General features: G+C 69.3%; 3 protein-coding genes. 1 reads left to right on the top strand and 2 read right to left on the bottom strand.

Annotation, left to right across the window (positions count from 1 at the left end; all coding sequences use genetic code 11):
* Window positions 1–1,292: nuclease-related domain-containing protein (locus QOL99_RS16370; protein WP_285525377.1), on the bottom strand; the 1,292-nt coding region annotated here is incomplete at its 3' end.
* The gene (locus QOL99_RS16365) at window positions 1,289–1,930 is read right to left on the bottom strand and encodes a hypothetical protein (protein WP_285525376.1); all 642 of its coding nucleotides are present in this window, start codon (window positions 1,928–1,930) and stop codon (window positions 1,289–1,291) included. The genes QOL99_RS16370 and QOL99_RS16365, both read right to left, overlap by 4 nt.
* A gap of 324 nt (window positions 1,931–2,254) precedes the next feature.
* Between QOL99_RS16365 and QOL99_RS16360 the strand changes: the two genes are divergently transcribed.
* A partial coding sequence (locus QOL99_RS16360) for a hypothetical protein (RefSeq protein WP_285525374.1) occupies window positions 2,255–2,651 on the top strand: 397 nt, incomplete at its 3' end.

Genomic DNA, 2,651 nt, shown 5'->3' with positions numbered 1-2,651 from the left:
TCGGCCCTGGGGACCGGAGCCGCCGAGCGGCCCGTGACCCGGAACCGGGGGGCGTCCCCCGGCAGCCCCACTGGGCTCCCGGCGGGTGGCAGGGCCGGCAGCCTGGCCGCACGCAGCACCACCAGGTGCTCGGCGGCTTCACGCCGGATGGCGTCGCCGATCTGGACCTCAGGGCGGCGCAGCTCCTGCAACAGATGTTCCGAGTGCTCGAGTTGCTCGCGCACCCGGGCCAGCTCGTGACGCTGCTGAACTTGGCTGCCGAGGTCGCCTGGAGCCGCCTGTTTCACGGCGCCCGCCAGACGCCGTTCCAGCGTGCGCCGCTCGTCGTGTTCACGCTGCAAGCCGTCGAGCAGGGTCTGGTTCAATGCCGTCAGATGCTCCACCTGCTCGTGGCTGACGGCCTGCAGGCTGGTCAGGCGTTGCTGGAACTCCACTTCGAGCTGCGCAAGGGCGGCCTGCCTTGCCGCCTCGGTGACCACTGGCGGCAGGGCCACGTTCCCCAGGTCGAGGTGGCGGTGGCTCACACTCAACTCGAGCCCGGTGACCTCGTGCGACGTCTCCGGTTCCAGCACCAAGCTCAGGTGGGCCCCCAGCGGCGCCATAAAGCGGAACCCGCCGCGGAAATCGCTGTGCAGCGGCTCGTCGCGCCCGGGCACGTTGATCCGGACGCCGCGCACGGGCTGGCCGGTCTCTCCGTCCACCACCCGGCCGGTCACGTTCCCGAGCTCGATGGGCGTGAGCCCGAGCCGCCCGGGCAGTTCCCCATACTCGTCGGGCGACCACACGGCCTTCCAGTTGTAGGCCCGCAGCGTGTCCTTCAGCGCGTCCGAGCCCAGCGCGAGCTTCACGTTGCTGTGTTCGGCGATCTCGCACTCCGGGTGCGCTTCAGGAATCAGGACCATGGGATAGACCCGCACCCGCTCCCGGCGTAGGCCCAGCACCCGTGCCAGGCCCCAGGCCAGGTCACCCCCACTGTTGGCCGCCTGCTGATAGGGATTTTCGGTGACCCCAGCCTTCCGGTTCGAGAAGACGTTGAGTCGCCCGTCATCCTCGGTCGCCCAGGGACCGTCGGCGGTGCCCCTGACCGGGTTGCGCTTGTGCTTGATCTCGATCAGGTCCACGCCGCCGGCGCTGACGACCGCGCAGTCAATCTGCCGGTGGTGTCCACCTGGACTGGTGAACTCGAGCAGGGCGAAGGCGTCCGGGCGGCCCTGCAACAGGAACTTGAGCTCCTCGTACAAGCTCTCTGGAATGTCGGCGACCGTGTGCGCCGACCCCGCGTAGATGGTCAAGGGGCCACCCGGGTGGTGATGAAGTTGGGCCGGTTCTCGAAGGTGCCCCAGCGGCCGTACAGGGTGGCCCGGCCGCCGCGCAGCTGGTCGAGGGCCGCCGAGTTCCAGGTGCCCGCGTACATGACGCCCTGGTAGGTCTTGCCCTCGGCCACGAAGGTGTAGGTCACGTGCCGGGCCTGGGACCTGGCGGTGAACTTCTGCACGCTGCCGGGCGTGATCACGGCGCCGCGGATGCGCAGCAGCTCCGCCGAGGTGCTGTTCGGGGAGGCTGCGCCCTGGGTCCCCGCGGCGACCGCGTGCTTGAGGGTGAACGACGGCGCACCCTGAAAGGTGTCCCAGACGCCCGCAGCATCGACGCGGCCCGACTCCAGGCTTTGCCGCATGGCGGGAGTCCAGTCGTTCTGGTAGGCGATCGCCGAATAAGAGCGGCCTCCACTGCTCAGCCGGAAGCGCAGATGGGTGAGCCCGGCTTTGCTCTGGAACTGTTCCAGACTGCTGATCTGGGCACCGCGAATCAGGACCAGGCGGCTGGCCTCGCCGCTGCGGAGCTTGAGCGTGGTGCCGAGTTGCGCGGGCGTCGTGGAGACGCCGGGGAGGGTGGCCGTCAGGGCCAGGGCGACCGTCAGGAACTTGAACATCGGTTCCCTGTCTAGCAGGTCGTGACGGTCGGTGCCGACGCAGATGCGCGCGGACCGCCTCCAGCCTTCAGGACCCCGGGAAGGCCTCCCACCCAGGCCGCAGATCTGCAGGCCTGTTCCTGCCCCCGGTGGCCTACCCTGGGGCATGCGGATTTTCGTCGGCGTCACCGACGATGGGTGGTACCACTTCCTCGCCGAGCAACGTGGCCTGACCGAGGTGAATTTCTGGCGGCCCAGCGGTCAGGGCTTCGGGGCCCTCGGGGAAGGCGAACTCTTCCTCNTGGGTGGTACCACTTCCTCGCCGAGCAACGTGGCCTGACCGAGGTGAATTTCTGGCGGCCCAGCGGTCAGGGCTTCGGGGCCCTCGGGGAAGGCGAACTCTTCCTCTTCAAGCTGCACGCCCCGCACCACTTCATCGTGGGCGGGGGCTTTTTCGCCCGCGCCGTGCGGCTGCCGCTCACCCTCGCCTGGGACGCCTTCCGGGAGGCCAACGGCGTGCCCGACCAGGACGTCATGCGCCGGCGCATCGCCCACTACCGCCGCACGCCCCTGGAGCCACACGCCAACCCGGAGATCACCTGCCTGCTGCTCGCCGAGCCTTTTTTCTTTCCGCGCGAGCAGTGGATCCCGGTTCCCGAGTCCTTCAAGAGCCACATCGTCGTCGGCAAGGGCTACGCCACCGACGAGGCCGATGGCCGGGCGCTGTTCGACGCGGTGACCG

Source organism: Deinococcus rhizophilus (assembly GCF_030271215.1).
Taxonomy (GTDB): domain Bacteria; phylum Deinococcota; class Deinococci; order Deinococcales; family Deinococcaceae; genus Deinococcus; species Deinococcus rhizophilus.
This window is presented reverse-complemented; position numbering and strand designations above follow the sequence as displayed.

Coding starts and splice junctions, on each gene's coding strand:
- QOL99_RS16365 (WP_285525376.1), bottom strand. CDS start 1,930: ATGTTCAAGTTCCTGACGGTCGCCCTGGCCCTGACGGCCACCCTCCCC.